20 protein-coding genes are annotated in these 20,402 nt (G+C 68.0%); 18 read left to right on the plus strand and 2 right to left on the minus strand.

Features of this window, described 5'->3' with window-relative positions; translation table 11 throughout:
• Positions 1-18: 18 nt before the first annotated feature.
• From RDU83_01375 to RDU83_01430, 12 genes are all read left to right on the plus strand, one after another.
• The gene (locus RDU83_01375; protein MDQ7839660.1) at positions 19-1,107 is read left to right on the plus strand and encodes an LLM class flavin-dependent oxidoreductase; all 1,089 of its coding nucleotides are present in this window, start codon (positions 19-21) and stop codon (positions 1,105-1,107) included.
• On the plus strand, positions 1,107-2,108 hold the full coding sequence (locus RDU83_01380; GenBank protein ID MDQ7839661.1) for an aminopeptidase: 1,002 nt from the start codon (positions 1,107-1,109) through the stop codon (positions 2,106-2,108). Before RDU83_01375 ends, RDU83_01380 begins: the two co-directional genes overlap by 1 nt.
• Positions 2,096-2,485 (plus strand): cupin domain-containing protein, encoded by a 390-nt coding sequence (locus RDU83_01385; GenBank protein MDQ7839662.1) that lies wholly within the window; start codon positions 2,096-2,098, stop codon positions 2,483-2,485. Before RDU83_01380 ends, RDU83_01385 begins: the two co-directional genes overlap by 13 nt.
• Positions 2,482-3,648 (plus strand): alanine--glyoxylate aminotransferase family protein, encoded by a 1,167-nt coding sequence (locus tag RDU83_01390; protein ID MDQ7839663.1) that lies wholly within the window; start codon positions 2,482-2,484, stop codon positions 3,646-3,648. Before RDU83_01385 ends, RDU83_01390 begins: the two co-directional genes overlap by 4 nt.
• 69 nt (positions 3,649-3,717) lie before the next feature.
• Positions 3,718-5,277: an ABC transporter substrate-binding protein gene (locus tag RDU83_01395; GenBank protein ID MDQ7839664.1), complete on the plus strand. Its 1,560-nt coding sequence runs from the start codon at positions 3,718-3,720 to the stop codon at positions 5,275-5,277.
• Between the two features lie 14 nt (positions 5,278-5,291).
• A complete protein-coding gene (locus tag RDU83_01400; GenBank protein MDQ7839665.1) occupies positions 5,292-6,035 on the plus strand; it encodes an SDR family NAD(P)-dependent oxidoreductase in 744 nt (247 codons plus the stop codon).
• Positions 6,036-6,126: 91 nt separating this feature from the next.
• On the plus strand, positions 6,127-6,888 hold the full coding sequence (locus RDU83_01405; GenBank protein ID MDQ7839666.1) for an N-acyl homoserine lactonase family protein: 762 nt from the start codon (positions 6,127-6,129) through the stop codon (positions 6,886-6,888).
• A gap of 35 nt (positions 6,889-6,923) precedes the next feature.
• The gene (locus RDU83_01410; protein MDQ7839667.1) at positions 6,924-7,868 is read left to right on the plus strand and encodes a 3-hydroxyacyl-CoA dehydrogenase NAD-binding domain-containing protein; all 945 of its coding nucleotides are present in this window, start codon (positions 6,924-6,926) and stop codon (positions 7,866-7,868) included.
• 15 nt (positions 7,869-7,883) lie between these two features.
• Positions 7,884-8,669, plus strand: a complete 786-nt coding sequence (locus RDU83_01415) for a class II aldolase/adducin family protein (GenBank protein MDQ7839668.1) — start codon at positions 7,884-7,886, stop codon at positions 8,667-8,669.
• A gap of 2 nt (positions 8,670-8,671) precedes the next feature.
• Positions 8,672-9,538, plus strand: a complete 867-nt coding sequence (locus RDU83_01420; protein MDQ7839669.1) for an FAD binding domain-containing protein — start codon at positions 8,672-8,674, stop codon at positions 9,536-9,538.
• Entirely contained in the window at positions 9,538-10,047 is a 510-nt protein-coding gene (locus tag RDU83_01425; protein ID MDQ7839670.1) for a (2Fe-2S)-binding protein, read from the plus strand. The genes RDU83_01420 and RDU83_01425 overlap by 1 nt, the downstream gene beginning before the upstream one ends.
• The gene (locus RDU83_01430) at positions 10,044-12,335 is read left to right on the plus strand and encodes a xanthine dehydrogenase family protein molybdopterin-binding subunit (GenBank protein ID MDQ7839671.1); all 2,292 of its coding nucleotides are present in this window, start codon (positions 10,044-10,046) and stop codon (positions 12,333-12,335) included. Before RDU83_01425 ends, RDU83_01430 begins: the two co-directional genes overlap by 4 nt.
• Here RDU83_01430 and RDU83_01435 read toward each other — a convergent pair.
• Positions 12,321-12,818, minus strand: a complete 498-nt coding sequence (locus tag RDU83_01435) for a DUF192 domain-containing protein (protein ID MDQ7839672.1) — start codon at positions 12,816-12,818, stop codon at positions 12,321-12,323. The two genes, RDU83_01430 and RDU83_01435, sit on opposite strands and share 15 nt — an antisense overlap.
• A gap of 6 nt (positions 12,819-12,824) precedes the next feature.
• Here RDU83_01435 and RDU83_01440 point away from each other — a divergent pair, with 6 nt between their 5' ends.
• The 6 genes from RDU83_01440 to holB are packed head-to-tail and all read left to right on the plus strand — an operon-like array spanning position 12,825 to position 19,189.
• Positions 12,825-14,258, plus strand: a complete 1,434-nt coding sequence (locus RDU83_01440; GenBank protein MDQ7839673.1) for an NAD(P)/FAD-dependent oxidoreductase — start codon at positions 12,825-12,827, stop codon at positions 14,256-14,258.
• Positions 14,259-14,264: 6 nt separating this feature from the next.
• Positions 14,265-15,512 carry an endonuclease Q family protein gene (locus RDU83_01445; protein MDQ7839674.1) on the plus strand — a complete coding sequence of 416 codons (1,248 nt, stop codon included), beginning with the start codon at positions 14,265-14,267 and terminating at the stop codon, positions 15,510-15,512.
• Positions 15,513-15,559: 47 nt separating this feature from the next.
• Positions 15,560-17,083, plus strand: a complete 1,524-nt coding sequence (locus RDU83_01450) for a R3H domain-containing nucleic acid-binding protein (GenBank protein ID MDQ7839675.1) — start codon at positions 15,560-15,562, stop codon at positions 17,081-17,083.
• A gap of 11 nt (positions 17,084-17,094) precedes the next feature.
• Positions 17,095-17,778, plus strand: coding sequence for a dTMP kinase (tmk, locus tag RDU83_01455; GenBank protein ID MDQ7839676.1), 684 nt, complete (start codon positions 17,095-17,097; stop codon positions 17,776-17,778).
• Positions 17,775-18,104, plus strand: coding sequence for a cyclic-di-AMP receptor (locus RDU83_01460; protein MDQ7839677.1), 330 nt, complete (start codon positions 17,775-17,777; stop codon positions 18,102-18,104). Before tmk ends, RDU83_01460 begins: the two co-directional genes overlap by 4 nt.
• A gap of 14 nt (positions 18,105-18,118) precedes the next feature.
• A complete protein-coding gene (gene holB / locus RDU83_01465) occupies positions 18,119-19,189 on the plus strand; it encodes a DNA polymerase III subunit delta' (protein ID MDQ7839678.1) in 1,071 nt (356 codons plus the stop codon).
• Here the strand turns inward: holB and RDU83_01470 are convergent.
• Complete coding sequence (locus RDU83_01470; GenBank protein MDQ7839679.1) at positions 19,186-20,382, minus strand: class I SAM-dependent rRNA methyltransferase; 1,197 nt, start codon at positions 20,380-20,382, stop codon at positions 19,186-19,188. The genes holB and RDU83_01470 overlap by 4 nt on opposite strands.
• Positions 20,383-20,402: the final 20 nt, after the last annotated feature.

A 20,402-nucleotide genomic window follows, 5' to 3' on the forward strand; every position in this document is an offset into this window, starting at 1 on the left:
CGGAGAGGAGCACGGCGCATGGTACCAGGATCCCTGAAGTTCGGAGTCAACCTGAACAACCGCGAGCCACTACTGGCGCCGCAGTACGACATACCGGCGTTGCTGGACCTTTCGGTGGCCGTGGAGGAGGCGGGGTTTGACTCGGTCTGGGTCGGCGACAGCCTCTTCTCCAAGCCACGCTACGAGCCGCTGGCGCTGCTGGCGGCCATCTCGCAGCGCACCAGCCGGGTGCGACTGGGCACCGCGTGCCTGGTGACGGCCACCCGCAACCCCCTCTACTTGGCGCTGGAGTGGGCGACCCTGGACGTCATCTCGCGCGGCCGCACCATCCTGGGCGCCTGCATGGGGAACCCCGAGGAAGGCGTGCGCCGCGAGTACAAGGCGCTGGGGCTGGACTTTGGGAAGCGGGCGGCGATCTTCGAGGAAGGCCTTCACGTGCTGCGAGCGCTGTGGACCGACGGGCGCGTGTCCTTCCACGGCCAGTTCTTCCAGTATGACGACATCAGCTTCTCCTCGGGCGTGGAGATGGGACCGCTGATTCCGGTGCAACAGCCGCCGCCCACATGGATCGTGAGTAACCCCCGCCTGATCCGCGGCGTACAGGAGGACGTGGTGGGCCGCGTCATCGACCGCGCCGCCGCCCGCATCGTGCGCTACGGCGACGGCTGGATGACGTGCTGTCGCGCGCGGCACCCAGAGGAGCTCGTTGAGCAGCTGGCACGGATCCGCGATGCCGCCCGAGAGGCGGGCAAGGACCCGTCGTCGCTCGAGGTGGCCTATCAGGTCACGATGAACATCGCCGATTCGGAAGCTGAAGCGGAGCGCAGCATTGGCGAGTACATCACCCAGTACTACCCCGAGCTGAGCAAGGCTGTGGACCTGGGCGAGTGGGGGCCGGTGGGCACGCCGGACCACATTGCGGACTGGATCGCCCGGTTCGCGGAGGCAGGCGTCACCTACTTCATCTGCCGGTTCGGGGCGCTGGACCAGTTCGGCCAGGTGGCACGGTTTGCCCAGGATGTGCTTCCCAGGTTCGTGCAGCCGGCGCCTGCGGTGACGGGGCGCCCCGGGCCGCTGAAGGGTGCGCACCCAAGGAGGGATCGCTGATGGCGAGGGCAAGACTGCGACGGGATGCGGAGCTCGTCGTGGACACGTGCATGTCCGTGACCCAGGGCGACGTGGTCACCATTATTACCGACGACTTACACCTGCGGGAGGCGGACGCGCTGGCCGGTGTTGTGGTGGACCGAGCCGGGTTTCCGGTGGTGATGAACAACGAGGCCCAGGTGTGTCGGGGCCTCGCGGATACCCGGTTCCCCATGGCGCCGCCGCGCAACCTCCACCAGGCCATGGTGGCCTCGGACGCCATCATCATCATCACGAACCTGGAGTGGGCCAACCGGTTCGCTCATGTCTCGGCGGTGCGCGAGTCGTGCGCCAACATGGCGCGCATCGCCTCGGTGGAGGAGGGTATGGGCGCCTGGGGTCTCACCGAGAGCGACATCCGCGAGGCCACGCAGCGGGCTCGCGATGCCATCCGGGCGCTGGCCGGCGTGAAGCGCTGCCGCGTTACGGCCGCCAACGGCACCGACGTTACGGTGAGCATCGAGGGGCGGCCCGCGTTGGAGGTCACGCCCGTCAAGCAGAAGGGCCAGATGATGGGGCCGGTGCCGCTGTGGGCCGAGGTGGCGTTCGCGGCCGTGGAAGATCAGACCGAGGGCCGCGTGGTGGTGGACGGGGTGATGCTGGGGATCGGCGTGCCCGGACAGGTGAAGGAGCCCATTGTCTGGACCCTCCAGGGCGGCCGCGCCGTGACAATCGAGGGCGGCGCAGAGGCCCGGAGGCTTCGAGAGGTGCTCCAGGGTGTCGAGGGGGCCGACGTCGTGGGCGAGTTCGCGTTCGGCGCCAGCACGAAGTCGCCGTTCGGCTCGCCTTCGGAGAAAGGACGCCTGGGAACGGTGCACTTCGCGCTGGGTGACAACCACAACGCATATCCGGGCGGCAAGAACGTGAGCACGCTGCACCTGGACGGGGTCGTCCGCAACGCCACGCTGGAAATCGTGGATACGGGGCAGTACATCCTCAAGGACGGGGCGTGGGCGTTGTGAGCCCCGCGGTGCGCGTGGTGCCTCTACAGCAGGTGGAGCCGATTCTGCTGCCCCGCCAGAGCTGGAGTCGCATGCTGGTCACCCGTGGCACCGTGGGCGATAACCAGGCGTCGCTGGGATACTCGGTGTTCACGCCGGGAACCGTGCTGACTATGGTGTCCCACGAGGTCGAGGAAGTGGCGTTCGTCGTAGCCGGTCGTGGTGAACTGCGGCTGGAGGACGGTGTCGTAGCCTTCGGACCGGGCGACGCGCTCTTCATCCCACCCCGGGTCTGGCATGCCGTGGCCAACACCGGGGACGAGGACCTTGTGATGGTCTTCGGGTTCCCGCACCCGGAGTACCCGCCCACGCAGCGGCGGTCGGAGGCGCCGGTATGACCTCCTGGCCGTACATGTCCATGGCCACCGGGCCGGGCGACGTGACCGTGCAGACGTTGCGCGACCACATCCGGCCGATGGTTCACTACACCGACCCTGCGTTCATGGAGCTGTTCGAGCGGACCACCGTCCTGCTCCAGCAGGTCTACCGGACGCGAAACGACGTGGTCATCATGCAGGGCGAGACGGTGCTGGGGATGGAGGCCGTGGCAGCGAGCCTTGTCTCGCCGGGCGACCGCGTGCTGGCACTGTCCTCCGGGCTGTTCGGCCGGTGGTTCCGGCAGCTCTTCGCGCAGTCCGGGGCCGAGACCATCGAGGTGGCGGTCCCTGACAATGAGGCCATCCAACCCGAGGACGTCCGACGGGCGCTGAGGCAGCACCGGGGAATCAAGGTCCTCTCGGTGATCCACTGCGAGACACCGTCGGGGACGATCAACCCGGTCGCCGAGATCTGCAAGATCGCCGCGGAGTTCGGAGTCCTTACGGTCGTGGACGCCTCGCTCAGCCTCGCCGGCGAGGCGCTCTTTCCCGATACCTGGGGGATAGACGTGGCCGTTGCGGGTCCGCAGAAGTGCCTGGGCGGCGTGCCGGGGCTGGCCCTGCTGGCGGTCAGCCCACGCGCGTGGGAGGCGCTGGAGCGACGCACCCCGCCGCTACGGGAGAGCTACCTCTCGCTGCTGGACTGGCGGGAGAGCTGGATCGCCCACCGTCGGTTTCCCTACACGCCGTCCGTGAGCCTGGTCTACGCGCTGGAGTCGGTATTAACGCAGGTACTGGAGGTCGGCCTGGACCGGTATGTCGGACGGCACGCGATCATCGGGCGCGCGTGCCGGGCCGGGATCCAGGCTCTGGGACTGGAACTGTGGCCGGTCCGCGAGGCCATCGCGACCAACGCGGTAACCGCGGTCCACAGCCCGGAGGGGGTGCCGGGCAGCGCCGTCGTCGCGCACTTGCGCGAGCGCTACGGCGTCAAGATCGCGGGTGGGTACAGGGAGATGGCCGACAGGGTCATCCACCTGGGCCACATGGGACCCTCGGCGCACCCGGCGCGTCTGGCAGCCCTGCTGGCGCTGCTGGAGCGCACGCTGGCGGACCTGGGTGTGCCGGTCCGGCTTGGCGCCGGCGTCGGAGCGGCGATGGCCGTGCTGGCCGACTGGTCGTGACGATCGTGAGCAGGCAGGGATGACATGGTTGGAACCGCAAAACGCCCCATGCCGAACAGGAGGCAGCCCATGAGTAGAAGGTCGGTAGTTCGTGTTGCAGTGATTGCCGTTGGTGTTGTGGTCTTGCTGGCCGCCATGCTTAGCCCTACCGCGGCCCAGCAGCCACGCCGTGGAGGCATCCTGCGTATCGCGCACATCGGGGAGCCGTTCACGCTTGACTGGCACTGGTCCAGCGGCGCTATCGTCAGCCACATCCTCAACAACCTCTACGAGGGGCTTGTGGCGATGGATAGCAAGTTCCAGACCAAGCCCATGCTGGCCGAGAAGGTGGAGTTGAGCGTCGATCGCCTGACCTACACCTTTGTCTTGCGGCGCGGCGTGCGGTTCCACAACAACAAGGAGATGACCAGCGACGATGTGCGGGCTTCGCTGGAGCGCTGGGGCCGGGTGAACTTCCGCGGCCGGATCGTCTTTGCCAACCTCCACAGCCTGACCAGCCCCGACGGGCATACCGTGGTGATGAAGCTCAAGCAGCCCTACGCGCTGCTGTTGCAGGACCTGGGTTCGTTCCAGTCACCGGCGGTCATCTACCCCAAGGAGAGCGTGGAGGATGCCGGCACCGGCCCGCTGCGCCAGTTCATCGGCACCGGTCCGTACCGGCTGGCCGAGCGGATCCCCGACCGGCACATCCGCCTCGACCGCTTCGACGGCTACGCCAGCCGCACCGACGAGCCAGACGGCAACACGGGCCGGAAACACGCCTACTTGGACACCATCTACTTCATCCCGGTCCCCGATGTGGCCGTCCGCATCGCTGGGGTGCGCCGTGGGGAGTTCCAGTTCGCCGAGCAGATTCCCAGCGACCAGTACGACATGCTGCGCGGTGACGCCAGCCTGACCTCCTACATCGCCACGCTGCCCTTCTGGAACGCGGCCATCTTCAACAACCGGCAGGGCTCCATGGCAAACACCAAGATCCGCCAGGCCTTCCAGGCCGCCATCGACAACGAGCCGGTCATGCGCGCAGCCTTCGGCCCCAAGCAGTTCTGGCGGCTCGATGCAGCCATCATGCCCAAGGAACACCCCATGTACACCGATGCCGGGAAGGAGTTCTTCAACCAGAAGAACCCAGCGCGGGCCCGCGCGCTGCTGGCCGAGGCCGGCTACCGGGGCGAGCCCATTCGGTGGATGACAACTACCGAGTTCCCCCACCATGCCATCACGGCGCAGGTGGTGAAGCCCATGCTGGAGCGCGCAGGATTTGTGGTGGACCTCCAGGTCATGGACTGGGCGACGCTGGCGGGCCGGCGCGGACGGCCGGAGCTGTGGGACATCTTCAGCACCCAGATAGCCTTTTTCCCCGACCCGGTATTTGTGGTGCCCCTGCAACACACCTGGCCGGGTTGGTGGAGCAACCGTGACGGCATGGCCATGATGGAACTGCTCAGGCGACACACCAACCCGCAGACGCGGCTGGACATCTGGCGCCGCCTCCAGCGCACTTGGTACCAGGATGCCGGGTCCATCAAGTTCGGCGACTACTTCGAGATGCACCTGCACCGCCGCGAGCTCAAGGGGTTTGTGGAGAACCCAACCCACACTTGGTGGAACGCCTGGCTCGAGCGGTAGGAACGAGGGATCCCATGCCGATCAGCGTGCGGGACAAGGTGGTGATCATTACCGGCGGTGCAGGCGAGTTGGGCTCGGCCATGGCCCGGCGGTTGGTGCGCGAGGGCGCCCGCGTCGTCATCGCCGACGTCCGCGATGGATCGGCTCTAGTCGCCGACCTGCGCCAGTATGGCGAGGCCCGCTATGTCCGCGCCGACGTGGGCGAGGAGGCCGATACCCGGCGCCTGGCCGAGGAGACGGCCGCGGCATACGGCCGCATCGATGTTCTGGTGAACAACGCGGGGATCGTAACCCCCAAGCCCTTCGCCGAGATCAGCCTGGCGGACTGGCGGGCACGGCTGCGGGTCAACCTGGACGGCGCATTCCTGTGCACCCAGGCGGTCCTGCCGGCCATGCGCGAGCAGCGCCGGGGCCGCATCATAAACATCGGCTCGGATACCGTGTGGATGGGCACACCGGGCCTCGCCCACTACGTGGCCAGCAAGGGCGGGCTGCTGGCATTGACCCGCGCGCTGGCCTCTGAACTGGGCCCGCTGGGGATTAAGACGGTCTACGTGACACCAACGCTGCTGGACACCCCTGGCACGCGGCAGGCGTTCCTCCAGGCCCACTTCGACTACGTGCTCAACCACACGCCCATCGGGCGACTCGAGACGCCCGACGACGTGAGCGGGCTGATCGTCTTCCTTTGCTCCGACGAGGCGGACTTCATCAATGGGTCTGCCATCAACATTGGCGGGGGAATCAGCATGCACTGACCCTGCGGGAGGGAGGTCAGACCCCCGAGGCGTCCGCACTTCCACGCGCGGCGCCGGTGGCGCCGCAGCACTGCCAATAGGAGGGATGAGCATGCCCACGCGCGTTTATCTGCTGGACAACGGTACGCTCGCCATGGACATGTCCTTCGTGACCTGGAACCACGGGCACGGGAAAGAGTACCGGTTCCCCGTTTACGCCGTCTACATCGAGCATCCCCAGGCCCGGATTCTGTTGGACACAGGGTTCGACAAGGCGTGGGTGGATCGGGTGCTGCCATTCGAGAAGCCCCAGCAGGAGCCGTCGCAGACCCTGCCGGCGCAGCTGGGACTGATCGGAGTCAAACCCGACGACATTGACATCGTGGTGAACTCACACCTGCACTTCGACCACTGCTCGGGGAACAGGCTGTTTCCCAACGCCACCTTCGTCATGACCAAGGAAGAGCTGCGCCACGCCTTCGTGCCCGAGACCTTCGAACGACTCGGCTACGACCGCGACCTGATTGATATGCCTGGCGCCAAGATGCAGTTGCTGGAGCTCAACGGCTACGACTACGAGTTGGTTCCCGGCGTGACCCTTTTCGATACGCCGGGCCACTCCTACGGCCACCTGTCGGCGGTGGTGCGACTAGGCAGCCGGCCGGCCATGGTCTTCGTCGGTGACGTGGCCTGGACCCGGGAGAACCTGGAGCACCGGCAACTTATGAGTCTCCACGTGGAGCCACGGCAGCTCCAGCACTCCATGATGAAGATCCAGAACGTCGCCGACCGGCTGGGCGGCAAGGTCTACTACCCACACGATGCCGTGGAATACAGCACGTATCTCAAGGCCCCGGAGTACTACGAAGGGTAGAGACGCACGAGAGACATGTGAGAGGAGGTACTACCATGAAAGCGGAGGATGTCCGCACCGTAGCGGTGGTGGGCGCGGGGACCATGGGGCCAGGCATGGCTGCGGTCTTTGCCAGCCACGGTTACGAGACACGGCTGACCGACATCAAGCCTGAGGTGCTGGAACGGGCCAAAGGAACCGTGGAAACCGTCTACAAGGTGCTCATGGGCGGGGGGTTCATGACCGAGGCGGACGCGGAGGCGGGCCGCGGGCGGCTGAGCTTCACCCAGGACACAGGCGCGGCGGTCCGGGGTGCCGACTTCATTATCGAGTCGATCCCCGAGCGTCTCGAGCTGAAGCATCAGATGCTCCGCGAGTTGGAATCGCAGGTCCCCGAGGACGCCATTCTGGCGTCCAACACGTCCGGGATCCCGATCACGGAGTTGGGGAAGGCCTGCCGGTTCCCCGGCCGGGTGGTGGGCATGCACTGGTCCAACCCGCCGCATCTGATCCCGGTCATCGAGGTAATCCAAGGCGCCGAGACCAGCCAGGAGGTCGTGGACGCCGTGTTCCGTGTGGTGGAGCGGCTGGAGATGATTCCGGTGCTCGTGCGGCGCGACGTGCCAGGGTTCGTGGAGAACCGGATTCTCTACGCCATCATGCGCGAAGCGCTCCACCTGCTGGAGGAAGGGATCGCCAGCGCGCAGGACATCGACACCATCACCAAGTGGGGGATCGGCTACAAGCTGGCGGTGATCGGGCCGCTGGAACTGCTCGACGTGGCGGGGCTGGACATCTACCATGCCGTGGCCAGCTACCTCAACCGTGACCTGAGCAGCCGCAGCGACGTCAGTCCCTTCATCAAGGAGAAGGTGGAGCGCGGCGAGTTGGGCATCAAGACGGGACGCGGCCTGTTCGAGTACACTCCCGAGCAGATTCCGCAGATCATGCAGCGCCGGATGCGGCTACTGTTGGCGTCGCGCAAGGCGCTCTCGTCGTAGGCCTGAGGGATGCGTATGAGGATCCGTAGGGTATCGGGTCGCGAGCGCAAGGGCGATCGCTCAAGGAACAGCATCCGCGCTGACGTGGCGTGGGCCTGCCGGATCCTGGCCATGGAGGGGCATGGGGACCTGACCCTGGGTCACGTCAGCGCCTGGACCGCCGACGGCGCGGGCGTGTACATCAAGCGCAAGGGGCTGAGTCTGGACGAGGTAACCCCCGACGACGTCGTGGTCATTGATCTCGACGGGCGGAAAGTCGAGGGTCAGGGTGAGGTCCACCTGGAGGCGGCGCTGCACACCGAGGTGTACAGGCACCGGCCTGATGTGGGCGCGGTGGTCCACACCCACCCGCCCTACGCAACGGCCTTCGGGGCCGTGGAGGGGCGCCTGCTCTTCCTTTCCCACGACGCGCTGCTGTTCCCCGATGGTGTGGCCGTCTTCGAGGAGACCTCCGACCTGGTCACCTCCGCGGAGCTTGGCCGCGCGGTGGCCACGGCCCTTGGCAGCTGCCGCGCCCTGATCCTGCGCAACCACGGTGTGCTGGTGGTCGGCAGCGATGTCCGGTGGGCGGTGATGGCGGCCGTGACCCTAGAGCGGGCCATCCGCCTGCAGGCCATCGCCCGCATCCTGGGCCCGACCCGGCCCATTCCCGAGTCGGAGGTTGCTGCACTGCACGCCTCCAAGTACAGGGACGAGTTCATAGATGAGTACTGGGCCTACTGGCTGCGACGGCTGCGCCGGACGGGCCTGGCGATGGGGATGCCGGCCCCGCGGAATCGCCAGGGCCTGCGGAGGGCCTGAGCATGCTGCGGCCGTTCGAGATCCACGAGCCCGCAACCGTGACGGCGGCCAGCCGGCTGCTGGCCTACTACGGTGACGAGGCCGCCGTGTACGCCGGCGGGACCGAGCTGCTGCCGGTTATGAAGGAGGGGCTGGCCCACTACCCGCACCTGGTGAACATCAAGACGATTGCCGGGCTCGAGAGCATCGCCTTCCACCAGGGGATCCTGCGTATCGGCGCGCTGGCCACGCACCGGCAGATCGAACGATCGCCGGTGGTCCGGGAACGGTTGCCGCTACTGGGCCAGGTGGCGTGTGGGGTTGCGAACCTGAGGGTCCGGATTGCCGGCACGCTGGGTGGCAACCTATGCTTCGCCGAGCCCCACAGCGACCCGGCAGCGGTGCTGGTGGCCAGCGGGGCGACCCTGGTGCTGGCTCGTGACGCCGAGGAGCGGCGGGTGTCCGCGGAGGCGTTCTTCACCGGGATCCTCCAGACAGTGCGACTGCCCGACGAGATCCTGACCGGCGTGGAGGTCCCGGACCCGGGTCCAGGGGTCGGCGCGGCCTACCACCGATTCGCCCTCCACGAGCGGCCCATCGCCGGGGTCGCCGCGGTCCTGGCGGTTCACGAGGGGATCATCACCAGGGCATGTTTGGTGGTGGGCAGCGTGGGGCCGATTCCGGCGCGAATCGCCGAGGCCGAGGCGGGGCTGATCGGGCAGGCCCCGGCAGGCTCGGTGTTGAGCGCGGCCGCAGAGGCCGCCGGGCGGCATGCCGATGTCCTCGAGGACCTCTATGGGTCGGTTGATTACAAGAGGCACATCGTGGCGGTGATGGCGCGCCGCGCCCTCAAAGAGGCCGCGGCGCGCGGCCACGTGGAGGCGACCTGATGGACGAACGTAGTGAGGCGCCCGCACGGCGCCGCATCGCGCTGGTGGTCAACGGCAATCCAGTGGAGGCGGAGATCGAGCCGCGCGAGCTGCTGCTGGACTTTCTGCGCCACCGCCTCGGCCTGATGGGTGCAAAGCGATCCTGCGACGTGCAGGTGTGCGGGTCGTGTACCGTGCTGCTGGACGGCGAGCCGGTCAGCGCCTGCTGCACCCTGGCGTACGAGGCACGCGACCGCCAGGTGCTTACCATCGAGGGCCTGGCCGACGCCGGCCGGTTGCACGTTTTGCAGGAGGCGTTCATCGAGCATGCGGCGGTGCAGTGCGGGTTCTGCACGTCTGGGATGATCCTGACCTCCCTGGAGCTGCTGCGCGAGGTGCCGGCGCCCGTCCCCGAGCAGGTCCGATCCCATCTGAAGGGCAACCTGTGCCGTTGCACCGGATACCGGCGGATCATCGATGCGGTGGTGGACGCGGGGCGGCGTCTGGCAGCCGAAGGAGCCTCCTCATGAGCGCCGAGACCCACGTGGTGGGCACCTCGATCCGGCGCGTGGACGGCGTGGAGAAGGTGACCGGTGCGGCGCGGTTCGTGGGCGACTTGGTGGTTCCGGAGATGCTATACGGCCGGGTGCTGCGCAGTCCCGTTCCCCACGCCCGCATCGCGCGGATTGATGTGACCGCGGCCGAGCGAATGCCCGGGGTTGTGGCGGTGCTGGTCGGGCGCGACCTGGAGGGGACCGATCCCTTCTACGGACACGCCATCAAGGACCGGCCCATCGTGGCGCTGGACCGTGTGCGTTTCGCGGGCGAACCGGTGGCCGCCGTCGCTGCCACCGACGAGGCGGCGGCAGCAGAGGCGGTGTGGGCCATCACGGTAGATTATGAGGAGCTGCCCGCGGTGCCCACACTGGAGACGGCGCTGGCCGACGGCGCGGTGCGGCTCCATGAGGGGCCGCTGCGGCCTGGCCTCTTCCACGGCCTGGGCGAGCTGCGGCGCGAGGAAGGCAACATCTGCTATCATTACCGCTCCTCGCGGGGCGAGGTCGAGCGCGCCATCGCTGGTGCCGACCTGGTCGTCGAGGGCGAGTACACTTTCCCGGCTGTCTACCAGTACGCAATGGAACCGCACACCGTCATCGCGGCGTGGGGTGTCGACGGTCTCACTGTCTGGGCCAGCTGCCAGCACCCCTACCTGGTGCGCGCCGAGCTGGCGGAACTGTTCGGGCTGCCACAGGTGTCGGTGCGCGTCATCGTGCCGTACCTGGGCGGCGGTTTCGGTAGCAAGTCGTACACGAAGATGGAGCCCCTGACCGCCGCGCTGTCGCGGAAGGCCGGACGCCCGGTACGCATCGCCAATCGGGTGGACGAGGCCATGGTGACCACGCGGCGGCACAATATGCGCTGCTGGATGCGCACCGCCGCGACGAGCGACGGTGCGGTGGTGGCGCGCCAGTGCAAGATCTGGCTCGACACCGGCGCCTACGCCGACAACGGTCCGCGCGTGGCCGCCACCGCCGGGGATGCAGCGCCCGGGCCCTACCGCTGGCAGGCAGCAGAGGTGGACGCGTGGGCGGTCTACACCAACACACCGCCTGCGGGGTCCTACCGGGCGTTCGGCGCCACGCACCTGATCTGGATCGGCGAGGCGCAGATTGACGCCCTGGCCCGCCGGGCGGGTCTCGACCCGGTGGAGTTCCGCCACCGCAACCTCCTGCGGCCGGGCGAAGAGGTGCGGCCCGGCGGTAAGCCGCTGGACGCGGACCTGGTGGGCGATGTCACCAAGGTCGCGGCTGCGGTCGGCTGGGGCAAGCCGAAGCCGCCGCTGGTGGGCCGAGGCGTGAGCGTGGGCCTGCTGGCCGCCGGCGCGAACCCCGTGTCCACCGCGGCCATCCGGTTGCAGGCCGACGGCACCGCGGTCCTGCTGGTGAGCACCACCGAGATGGGCCAAGGAGCCCGCACGGTATTCACCCAGATCGCCGCCGAGGAGCTCGCCCTGCGGCCCGAACGGATCCGGGTGATGGGCGCGGATACGCAGTTCACGCCCTACGATCGATCCACCGGGGCCAGCCGTTCCACCACTCTTGCGGGTAAGGCCGTGCTGCGGGCGGCGGCAGACGTCCGGGGGCAACTGCTGGACATCGCCGCAGGGGTCTGGGGGCTGCCGCGAAGCGCGCTCGCGATCCGCGACGGCGCGGTCTGGCACGAGACCGAGTCGCTGTCCTTCCCCACCCTCATCGCACGGCACTTCGGGATGCCCGGCGGCGAGATGATCGGTCGGGGCGAGGTGCGGCCCGAGCGCGGGACCGGATCCTACGCCGAGGGGCCGGTCTTCTGGGAGGTGTGCGTGGGCGGGGCCGAGGTGGCACTCGACCCCGAAACCGGACGGATTCACCTCCGGCGGCTGGCCAGCGTGGCCGACGTGGGCAAGGCCATCAACCCACAGTTGGTTGAGGCGCAGGACGAGGGCGCCTGCCTTCAGGGCGTGGGCAACGCGCTGTTCGAGGAGATGCTGTTCGAGGACGGGGTGTTGGTCAACGGATCACTGCTGGAGTATCGGGTGCCCACCACGGCCGACATGCCCGATGAGTACCGGTCCATCATCGTGGAGAACGCCGACGGCCCCGGGCCCTACGGCGCCAAGGGCGTGGGCGAGGGCGCGCTGGCCGGTGTAGTGGGTGCTATCGTAACCGCGCTGGCTGACTTGGGCGTGGAGATGTACGATCTGCCGCTGAGCCCAGAGCGCGTCTGGCGACGGCTAAGGGAGTTGGAGGCGCAAGGGACCGTACTACTTAGGGACTAGCTCCAGACGCGCTCCCGGCGTGATGCCCTTGCGCTTGAAGTAGCCCTGGTCTACCTCCAGCGCGTAGCGGTAGGGCGCGCTCGGCTCGTAGATCGTGAAGGGCCCATTGGCAGGGTCGGGCGCGACCTGCATATCCAAGATCTCCAGCAGGCGCCACCGGCTGTCAATGAACCCGATCGAAAGCGGGATGAGCGTGTTCTTCATCCAGAATCCCCACCGCCCGTCCACCTCGAACACGAACAGCATGCCGGCGTCCTTGGGCAGCGACTTCCGAAACATCAGGCCCTTGGACCGCGTCTCAACGGAGGCGACAATCTCCACCTGCAGCGTTGCCCGGAGGCCGTCCTGGTAGATGCGGAGCGTGCCTAGGCCGTCACCTGGGACCGCGCCTGGAGGCGCCGGCGTGGCCGGCGCGCTGCCTCCGGATGACGGTAGAGCGCCGGCGGCAACGATGAGGACCAACAGCCATAGGATGCGTTTCATCGCGTGGTGAACCTCCGCAATGATGCAGGTTCGGCGCGCAGCGGCGTAGGCCTGCCGGCAGGAGAGCCCAAACGGCGGCACGAACCCGGCAGCATGATCTGTGATGTTCTGGTTGTCGGGGCCGGGCCCGCGGGTTCTACCGCGGCACGGACCTGCGCCGCGCTCGGCCTGCGCACGGTGCTGCTGGAAGAGCACCCGGAGGTCGGGGATCCGGTTCACTGCACCGGCAAGCTGTCGGCGCACGCGTTCAAACGGTTCGGCCTGCTCTCATCGCTGGCGCAGAACGAGCTGCGGGGCGCAGCGCTCCATGCTCCTGACGGCTCCGTGGCCAGGGTGCGCCGTGTTTCGGTGGACTCCTACCTGGTGGACCGAGCCGCGCTCGACCGGCACCTGGCGGAGCAGGCGTCGCTGTCAGGGGCGGAGGTGATCGTGGGGGCGCGTGCCCGCACCGTGGTACGCAACGGTGGCCTGCGGGTCGAGGTGGAGCGGGGCCGCACGCGGCTCGTCATAACAACTCCTCTGGTCATTGACGCCGAGGGTGCCACCCCGGTCCTGCCTCCACAGCTGGGCCTCGCGCCCCGGAGGGCTCTCGTCCACGGCCTCCAGTACGACCTGGAGGGCGCCGCGATCGAGCAGGAGGACGCGCCCGATCTGTACTTCGGCTGGAACGTCGCCCCGGGTTTCTTTGGCTGGTTTATGCCCACCGGCGGCGGCAGGGGCCGCCTCGGTGTGGCGGTGGATCCACGGTGGGCCACCCGGGCCCCGATTCACTACCTTGAGGGGTTGAGGACGGTGCATCCTACCGCCTCACCGCGTCTGCGGCACGCCAAGATCGTGCGCAGGCTTGCCGGCCGGATCCCCATCCTGGGCCGGCGCCGCCCAACCTACGCCGACGGGATGCTCGTAATCGGCGATGCCGCAGGTCAGGTAAAGGCCACCAGCGGCGGGGGAATCTACTTCGCGATGCAGGCCGGTGAGATCGCCGGCCGGGCCGCGGCCCGCTACCTCGGCGCGGGCGCGGCATCCGGTACGGGTGCGGCGTCCGACAGGGGCGCGGCGTCCGACGCGGGCGAGGCGTCCGACAGGGGCGCCCGGGGGGCGCTGGCGGGATACGAGCGCGAGTGGCGCGCCGCGTTCGGCCGCGAGATTCTGTTCACAACCATCGCCCGGGGGGCGCTCAACCGCCTTTCCGACCGGCACATCAGCACGATCATCCGCGAGCTCGCCGGGGACAGCGGGTTGCGCCGCGCGGTAGAGGAGCACGGCGACACGCAGTACCAGTCGCGCCTGCTGCGGCCCGTGCTCGTCTCGGCGGTCCGCGCGGGTCTGCGCGACCTGCGCCTGGCGCCCACGGTGCTGGCCGCGCTGGGCGCGGCGATGCTTTCGGTGTGGTCCGACGGCGGCGCGCCGTCGCCCGCCCGGACCTGGAGCGCTTCCTAGCCTCCGATGCGCCTGATTGCCGACCTTCACCTGCACTCCCGCTACAGCCGGGCCACCAGCCGTGACATGGACGTGGAGAACATGTCGCGCTGGGCCAAGCTCAAGGGCATCACGGTGCTGGGTACCGGTGACTTCACGCATCCCGTCTGGCTGCGCGAGCTGCGCGACAAGCTCGAGCCCAACGATCGCGGGCTGTACGTTCACGACGGCGTGCACTTCATGCTCACCGCGGAGGTATCGAGCATCTACTCGGCCGGGGGCCGGCTGCGCAAGATCCACAACATCCTCTTCGCGCCCTCCTTCGAGGTGGTGGAGCGGATCAACGCGGTGCTGGGGCGTTTCGGTAACCTATTGGCCGACGGGCGGCCGACGCTCACGCTGCCGTCCGACCGCCTGGTGGAGTACCTGATGGAAATCTCACCCGACTGCATGGTCTCCCCCGCCCATGCGTGGACGCCGTGGTTCTCGCTGTACGGCAGCATGTCCGGGTTCGACTCGATGGTCGAGTGCTTCGGCGACCAGCTCAAGCACGTCGCGGCCGTGGAGACCGGACTGTCCAGTGACCCGGCGATGAACTGGCGCCTGTCCGAGCTGGACCGCGTTGTTCTTCTCAGCAACTCCGACGCGCACTCGCCGGCCAAGCTGGGGCGCGAGGCCAACGTCTTCGCCTGCGATCCCGACTACATCGAGATCATGCGTGCCCTCCGCGAGAAGGACCTCTCGCGCCTGCTGTACACCATTGAGTTCTTCCCGGAAGAGGGCAAGTACCACTACGATGGCCACCGGCTCTGCAACCGCCGCATGACGCCCAAGGAGACCATCGCCGCCGGCGGCAAGTGTCCGGTGTGCGGGAAGCCGCCGACCGTCGGGGTGCTGCACCGCGTGGAGCGTTTGGCCGATCGCGAGGAGGGCTTCGTGCCCGAGGGCGCGGTGCCGTACCGCAACCTGGTTCCGTTGGAGGAGATCATCGCTGAGGCCGTCGGCGCCAGGCCTGGGACCGTCGGGGTGCGGGAAGAGTACTACAAGCTCTGCAGCGCCTTCGGGAGCGAGTTCAACGTCCTGCTGGACGCGCCGGTCGAGGAGGTGCGCAGGCACACCACGCTGCGCGTCGCCGAGGGCCTCCGGCGGGTGCGTGAGGGCCGGGTGCGTATCGCTCCGGGCTACGACGGCGTTTTCGGTGAGATAAGCATCTTCGATGACGGCGAAGAGGTCCGGGAGGTAATCGAACCGCCATCGCAGACGACCTTGTTCTAGGATGCCTTGCGCTCATATAATGAGAACCGACCAATGATGGAGCCCCCGTGACCGGCCGCCAGACCCGCATCACCGACAACCTCGACTTGCTCCTACAAGTCCTGACGGTCCAGTTGCGGGCCGCACTGGAGCAGCATCCTGGCCTCGACCAGCTCCTGGAGGTGGTGCTCGACCTGGGACGGCGGCCCGAGGCCCGCTTTCCCAACGAGGTCCTGGCCCTGGACGAGGCCTTCGTCGAGCGCGAGACGCTGCGATACGTCACCGAGCGGGTCGGGTCCTTCGGTAAGGACAACCGCGCCGGCATCGAGCGCACCCTGCACCGGATCAGCGCAATCCGCAACCGCCAGGGCGAGATCATCGGCCTGACCTGCAGGGTGGGCCGGGCGGTGATCGGCACGGTGGACATCGTGCGCGACGTGATCGAGTCCGGGCACTCGATCCTGCTGCTGGGCCGGCCGGGCGTGGGCAAGACCACCCTGCTGCGCGAAGCCGCCCGGGTGCTGGCGGACGAACTGCACAAGCGCGTCGTGGTCGTGGACACCTCCAATGAGATCGCCGGCGACGGGGACATCCCTCATCCGGGCATCGGCGCCGCCCGCCGGATGCAGGTGCCGGTACCGGCGCTGCAGCACGCCGTGATGATAGAGGCGGTCGAGAACCATATGCCCGAGGTGGTGGTCATTGACGAGATCGGTACCGAGGCCGAGGCGCTGGCGGCCCGGACGATTGCAGAGCGGGGCGTTCAGTTGATCGCCACCGCGCACGGCAACACGTTGGACAACCTGCTGCAGAACCCAACCCTCTGCGACCTGGTGGGCGGCATCCAGGCGGTGACCCTTTCGGACGAGGAAGCCCGCCGGCGCGGTACCCAGAAGACGGTGCTCGAGCGCAAGGCCCCACCGACCTTCGACGTGCTGATCGAGATCCAGGATAAGGACCGCCTGGCCGTGCACCGTGACGTCGCCACCGTGGTGGACAGGTACCTGCGGGGTGTTGTGCCACATCCGGAGCTGCGCGCGCGGACTGCCGGCGGCGACGTGAAGATATCACCACCCACTCCGGCACCCGCCCAGTCCTGGACACCCGAGGGCCCGTTCGCGGCGCGGTCCGGACGCCAGATCGTGCGCATCTTCCCGTACGCGGTCAGCCAGAACCGGCTGGAGCGGGCGATCCGCGAACTCCGCGTCCCGGCGTACATCGTAGGGTCGCTTGGGGAGGCGGACATGGTGCTGACGCTGAAGTCACAGGAGAAGCGGCAGCCCAAACGGCTGAGGGACGCGGCGATGCGGGGGATGCCGGTGCACATCCTGCGCAGCAATACAGTAACGCAGGTCCAGCAGTTCCTCCGAGAGGTCTTCGGTGTGCCGGAGGAGCCGGCCGATCACGAAGCGGCGCTGACCGAGGTTGAGGAGGCAATAGCACGGGTGTTCGAGTCCGCGGGCTCCGTAGAGCTGTCTCCGCAGAATTCGTACATCCGGCGGCTGCAGCACCAGCTCGTCCAGCGCTACGGCCTTCCTTCGGAGAGCCAGGGCGAAGAGCCGCACCGGCGCGTGGTCATATATCCTAAGTAGGCGGAGCCGCCGTGACGAATCCCCCGAACCCCATTCGCAGACGCGGCCTTTTCATCACGATCGAGGGCCCGGAGGGCGCGGGCAAGAGCACCCATGCCCACCGGCTGCACGAACGGTTTCGAGGGGTCATCCCCCTAGTGCTGGCACGGGAGCCCGGTGGGACCGCGATCGGCGAGGCCATCCGCGCGGTGCTCCTCGACGAGCGCCACCGCGAGATGTCCGCCGAGACCGAGATGCTGCTGTTCGCCGCGAGCCGGGCGCAGCACGTCGGTGAGGTGGTGCTGCCGGCGTTGGAGGCGGGCACCTGCGTCCTTTCCGAACGGTTTGTGGATGCGTCCGTCGCGTACCAGGCATACGGCAGGGGCCTTCCGGTCGAGGTCGTGCGCCGGGTGAACGAGGTCGCCACGCGCGGCCTGGTTCCCGATCTCACCCTGCTTCTGGATTTGGACCCATCTGTCGGCCTGCCCCGCGCCCGGGGCGCCGATGGCAAGGAAGGCCCCCGCGGTCGCGGCGACCGCCTGGAGCAGGAAACGCTGGAGTTCCACCGGCGGGTACGCGCAGGATTCCTCCAACTGGCGCGCGAAGAGCCATCGCGATTCGTGGTCGTGGACGGTACCCTGCCCGCTGAAGAGGTTCACGCCGCGTTGGTGGACGCGGTCCGGCAGTTGCTGGACCGCCGGGGGTGGTGTACATGAAGCTGGTGCTCGTGATCGCCCAGGAGCAGGACGCCGGTCGGCTCATTGATGCGCTCACCGAGGTTGACGTGCAGGCAACGATGCTGGCCAGCACTGGGGGGTTCCTCCGCGCGGGGAACGCCACGATCCTCACCGGCGTGGACGACGGCCAAGTTGAGGCCGTGCTGGAGGTAGTCCGGCGCGTCTGTCAACGGCGCGAGCAGTTGATGACGCCCATTCCACCGGTCGTGGAACCGGTGGACTCCTACGTTACGTATCCGGTGAAGGTGGAAGTCGGAGGCGCGATCACCTTCGTGCTGAACGTTGAGCGCATGGAGCGCGTCTAGGACCGGAGGGCTGCGTGGCATTTCGCGACGTTGTCAACCAGGATCACGCCATCCTCCTGTTCCGGTCGGCGGTCCGCGCCGGGAAGGTTGGGCATGCCTACCTTCTGGTAGGGCCCAAAGGCGTGGGGCGGCGGACGCTGGCGCTGGCGTTCGCGCAGTTCCTCAACTGCGATCGGCCGGACGGCGACGCGTGCGGCGAGTGTGACCCGTGCCGGCGGATCGTCTCGGGCAACCACCCCGACGTGCGCATTCTCGACGTTGCGAATGACAGGTTCTTCGAAGCACCCGAGAAGGACTACAAGGGCAAGGACATCCCGATCGACCAGATCCGCGCCCTGCGGCAGGATGCCGCGTACCCGCCCTACCAGGGCCGCCGCAAGGTCTACATCATCGCCGACGCCGAGAAGATGAACCCCAACTCGTCCAACAGCCTGCTCAAGATCCTGGAGGAGCCGCCGGCGCGGATCACCTTCATCCTGATCGCCGAGTCCGCCGTGGCGCTGCTGCCTACGATCGTGTCGCGCTGCCAACTCGTGCGGTGCACCTACCTGAGGGCCGACCAGATCGAGCGGGCGCTGGTCGAGCGGTGGCATGTTGACGAGGGACGGGCCGGTGTGCTCTCCGCGCTGGCCGACGGCCGGCTGGGCCGCGCGCTGGAATGGGAGAAATCTGAGGAACGGCTGGCAGCGAGGGACCGGCTGCTGGATCTGCTGCCCGCGCTGGAGGAGGGCGACCTGCTCGTCCGGCTCGACGCTGCGGATGCGCTGGTGAAGGAGACGCAGGCGCTGGCGAAGGAGACGCAGGGCAAGGAAGGCGACCTGCTGCTGGAGCTGCTGGACCTGGCCGTGCTGTGGTACCGGGACCTGCTGGTATGGAAGCAGCTTCAGGAGCCCGCGCTGCTGGTCAACCGCGACCGGCAGTCCCAGATCGCGAGATTGGCCGGGGAGTACGGTGAGGCGATGCTGAGCGCGCGCATCGAGGCGGTCGAGGCGGCGAAGGAGTCGCTGCGGCGGAACGTGAACGCGCGGCTTGCGCTGGAGAAGCTGTTCCTTTCGTTCGGGCCGGCGCCGGTAGCGGCGCCCTAGAACGCCTGCAGCAGGAAGCACTTGAGGTAACGGGTCTCGGGCATCGTGGCCAGCATGGGATGATCCCGTGCCTGGGACCTGAACTCCACCAGGCGCATCTCCCTCCCCGCGTCCCGTGCGGCCTCCAGTAGCGTCAACCACATCGTCTGCTCGTCCACGTGCCAAGAGCACGAGCAGCTCACCAGAAACCCCTCGGGTCGAAGCAGCCGGAGACCGCTGAGGTTGATCTCCTTGTACCCGGCCAGCGCCTTCGGCACGGCGTGCCTGCTGCGGGCGAACGCCGGGGGATCCAAGATGATCAGGTCGTATCGCTCTCCTGACTGCGCCAGGTCCCGCATCGCATCGAAGGCATCGCCCTCCTGATAGAGGCAGCGTTCTCCCACACCGTTCATCTCGGCGTGGGCACGGGCCGCGGCGACGGCCTCGGGGCTGGCATCCAGACCGAGTACGGAAGCGGCGCCTCCCAGGGCGGAGTGGATCCCGAACGCGCCTGTGTAACAGAACGCGTCGAGGACCCGTGCGCCGCGCGCAAATGGGCCGATGGCCAGCCGGTTCTCCCTCTGGTCGCAGAACCATCCGGTCTTCTGGCCCGTCGCGATGTCAACCAGGAAGCGGGCCGGGCCTTCCTGGATCTCGATCTGCGTCGAGGACTCCCCGCGGGCGAACTGCCGGTAGAGAGGGAGCCCTTCCAGGGTGCGGCTCCGCGCGTCGTTGCGGAGGTAGACCGTCCTGGCGCCGGTCCGGGCTTCCAGCAGCGCCACCAGCAGCTCTGCCAGTACATCCCGGCGGCGCTCCACACCCGCGGTGAGCGTCTGCATTACCAGCACGTCGCCGTAGCGGTCCACGATCAACCCAGGCAGCAGGTCGCCCTCTCCGAAGACCAGCCGGTAGGCGCTGGTCCCGGAGACGACCCGTTCCCGGAGGGCGATCGCGGCCTCCAGGCGGCGTCCCAGGAACCGATCGTCAATGGGCTCCTCTTGGTGGGTCAGGATACGGACGCGGATCTTGGACCGCGGGTTGAAGTAGCCGCGGCCGAGGAACCGCCCGCGCGGGGTGCAGACGTCCACGACGTCACCGGCCTGCGGTCGGCCTTCGACCAGGCCGATCTCTCCCTCATAGACCCAGAGGTGTCCGGCTTCGATCCGTTCCTCGCGGCCGCCGCGCAGCCGCACCCGTCCGGTCACGCCGTCCATGGCTGGTGGAGTTCCATGGT

This window comes from bacterium, assembly GCA_031082185.1.
GTDB lineage: Bacteria > Sysuimicrobiota > Sysuimicrobiia > Sysuimicrobiales > Humicultoraceae > VGFA01.

Bases quoted from the DNA above. Each gene is read 5' to 3' on its own strand.
- RDU83_01435 (MDQ7839672.1), bottom strand. From the start codon at position 12,818: ATGAAACGCATCCTATGGCTGTTGGTCCTCATCGTTGCCGCCGGCGCT.
- RDU83_01425 (MDQ7839670.1), top strand. From the start codon at position 9,538: ATGGACGAACGTAGTGAGGCGCCCGCACGGCGCCGCATCGCGCTGGTG.
- RDU83_01395 (MDQ7839664.1), top strand. From the start codon at position 3,718: ATGAGTAGAAGGTCGGTAGTTCGTGTTGCAGTGATTGCCGTTGGTGTT.
- RDU83_01380 (MDQ7839661.1), top strand. From the start codon at position 1,107: ATGGCGAGGGCAAGACTGCGACGGGATGCGGAGCTCGTCGTGGACACG.
- RDU83_01400 (MDQ7839665.1), top strand. From the start codon at position 5,292: ATGCCGATCAGCGTGCGGGACAAGGTGGTGATCATTACCGGCGGTGCA.
- RDU83_01390 (MDQ7839663.1), top strand. From the start codon at position 2,482: ATGACCTCCTGGCCGTACATGTCCATGGCCACCGGGCCGGGCGACGTG.
- RDU83_01410 (MDQ7839667.1), top strand. From the start codon at position 6,924: ATGAAAGCGGAGGATGTCCGCACCGTAGCGGTGGTGGGCGCGGGGACC.
- RDU83_01405 (MDQ7839666.1), top strand. From the start codon at position 6,127: ATGCCCACGCGCGTTTATCTGCTGGACAACGGTACGCTCGCCATGGAC.
- RDU83_01415 (MDQ7839668.1), top strand. From the start codon at position 7,884: ATGAGGATCCGTAGGGTATCGGGTCGCGAGCGCAAGGGCGATCGCTCA.
- RDU83_01420 (MDQ7839669.1), top strand. From the start codon at position 8,672: ATGCTGCGGCCGTTCGAGATCCACGAGCCCGCAACCGTGACGGCGGCC.
- RDU83_01430 (MDQ7839671.1), top strand. From the start codon at position 10,044: ATGAGCGCCGAGACCCACGTGGTGGGCACCTCGATCCGGCGCGTGGAC.
- RDU83_01375 (MDQ7839660.1), top strand. From the start codon at position 19: ATGGTACCAGGATCCCTGAAGTTCGGAGTCAACCTGAACAACCGCGAG.
- RDU83_01445 (MDQ7839674.1), top strand. From the start codon at position 14,265: ATGCGCCTGATTGCCGACCTTCACCTGCACTCCCGCTACAGCCGGGCC.
- RDU83_01460 (MDQ7839677.1), top strand. From the start codon at position 17,775: ATGAAGCTGGTGCTCGTGATCGCCCAGGAGCAGGACGCCGGTCGGCTC.
- RDU83_01470 (MDQ7839679.1), bottom strand. From the start codon at position 20,382: ATGGACGGCGTGACCGGACGGGTGCGGCTGCGCGGCGGCCGCGAGGAA.